The 1,506-nt window shown below is 73.6% G+C and carries 1 protein-coding gene; it reads right to left on the bottom strand.

Annotation, left to right across the window (positions count from 1 at the left end; genetic code table 11):
* Positions 1 to 139: 139 nt before the first annotated feature.
* Positions 140 to 1,447, bottom strand: coding sequence for an adenosylmethionine--8-amino-7-oxononanoate transaminase (locus HW445_RS30635; protein WP_180224050.1), 1,308 nt, complete (start codon positions 1,445 to 1,447; stop codon positions 140 to 142).
* Between the last annotated feature and the right edge of the window lie 59 nt (positions 1,448 to 1,506).

Raw genomic sequence — 1,506 nt, forward strand, 5'->3', positions numbered from 1 at the left:
CTTCAGCACGGCCACCGAGCGGCCCGCGGCCGCCGCCAGCGCGGCCACCGCCGCGGTGACCACGGTCTTGCCGATCTCGGTTCCGGTGCCCGATACGACGATCACTGACATGTCGGTCCTCGCGTCTTCCGTCGTTCGTTCATCCCGCCGCGGCCGCCGCGCACACCGCGCGACAGATCCGGGCCAGGTCGTCGTCCTGCGTCACGTACGGCGGCATGACGTACACCAGGTCGCGGAAAGGACGCAGCCAGACCCCCTCACGCACCGCCGCGGCGGTGGCCGCCGCCATGTCGACCGGGTGGTCGAGCTGGACGACCCCGATGGCGCCCAGTACCCGGACGTCCGCCACACCCGGGATCGCGTGGGCCGCCGCCAGGCCCTCCCGCAGCCCGGCCTCGAGGCGCTTCACCTCCTGCCGCCAGTCCTGCCCGAGCAGCAGGTCCACGGAGGCGCAGGCGACCGCGGCGGCCAGCGGGTTGCCCATGAACGTCGGGCCGTGCGCCAGCACCGGGACCTCGCCGCGGGAGATGCCCTCCGCGACCCGGGTGGTGCAGAGGGTCGCCGCCATCGTCAGATAGCCGCCGGTCAGAGCCTTGCCCAGACACATCACGTCCGGCGCGACCCCGGCGTGGCCGGCCGCGAAGAGTTCGCCGGTGCGCCCGAATCCGGTGGCGATCTCGTCGAAGACCAGCAGGACGTCGTGCGCGTCGCAGGCTTCGCGCAGGACGCGCAGGTAGGCGGGGGAGTGGAAGCGCATGCCGCCGGCGCCCTGCACGACCGGCTCGACGACCACGGCCGCCGTCTCCTCGGCGTGCGCGGCGATCAGGTCGGCGAGACGCCGCGCGTACCCCTCGTCCCACTCCTCGGGCGGCATGTCCGCGAAGACCTGGCGGGGCAGGACACCCTGCCACAGCTCGTGCATCCCGCCCTCCGGGTCGCACACCGACATCGGCTGCCAGGTGTCGCCGTGGTAGCCGCCGCGCCAGGTCAGCAGCCGGCGCTTGCCCGGGCGCCCGAGTGAACGCCAGTACTGCAGACACATCTTGAACGCCACCTCGACCGACACCGAGCCGGAGTCGGCGAGGAAGACGTGCCGCAACGGCTCGGGCGTGATCTCCACCAGCCGGGCCGCCAGCCGAACGGCCGGCTCGTGGGTGAGGCCGCCGAACATCACGTGGCTCATCCGGCCCAGCTGGGCGGTCGCGGCCTCGTTGAGCACCGGGTGGTTGTAGCCGTGCACCGCCGACCACCAGGACGCCATCGCGTCGACCAGTTCACGCTGCCCGTGCACCTCCTGCGCGAGGCGGAGGCGGACCCCGGAGGCGGACTCCACGAGCAGCGGGTCCGCCCGGCCCGGCATCGGACCGTACGGATGCCACACGTGCGCCCGGTCCAGGGCCAGCAGCGCGTCGGGGTCCGGGAGCGCGTCCGGGGCGAGTTCAGGCATTGGGCGCGAGATCCGTCCCCGCGCCGCGTCGGCGCACCGTCACCAGGTTCGTCCGCGGC

Source organism: Streptomyces sp. UH6 (assembly GCF_013421635.1).
Lineage (GTDB): Bacteria > Actinomycetota > Actinomycetes > Streptomycetales > Streptomycetaceae > Streptomyces > Streptomyces abyssomicinicus.

Coding starts and splice junctions, on each gene's coding strand:
- HW445_RS30635 (WP_180224050.1), bottom strand. CDS start 1,447: ATGCCTGAACTCGCCCCGGACGCGCTCCCGGACCCCGACGCGCTGCTG.